Consider the following 458-nt stretch of genomic DNA (forward strand, 5'->3'; position numbering starts at 1 on the left):
TATGCAGGAACTTGTGGATTTTATTGAGGACATTGCAGAAAATACCGGTCTTCCCGTGGGTGTTAAGGCTGCCATAGGCAAACTTGATGAGTGGAGAGAGTTGGCGGCGATCATGGCAGAAACAGAAAGAGGACCCGACTTTCTTTCCATTGACGGCGGGGAAGGCGGTACCGGAGCCGCACCTCCAAGTTTTGCCGATCATGTTGCACTGCCCTGGATCTATGGCTTTACAGATGTGTACAAGATCTTCCAGGAGAAGGATCTTACCAACAGGATCGTTTTTATTGGCAGCGCCAAATTAGGATTCCCGGCAAAAGCCGCAATGGCGTTTGCTATGGGTGCAGATTGCATTAACGTGGCACGGGAGGCGATGTTGAGCATTGGCTGTATCCAGGCGCAGGCTTGCCACACCAACAGATGTCCTACCGGGGTAGCCACTCAAAACCGCTGGTTACAGG

General features: G+C 51.7%; 1 protein-coding gene. It reads left to right on the forward strand.

The features are described from left to right. On the forward strand, positions 1-458 hold a 458-nt coding region (locus HC175_RS18465; RefSeq protein WP_235942679.1), incomplete at both ends, for a glutamate synthase-related protein.

This window comes from Salinimicrobium oceani (assembly GCF_012037645.1).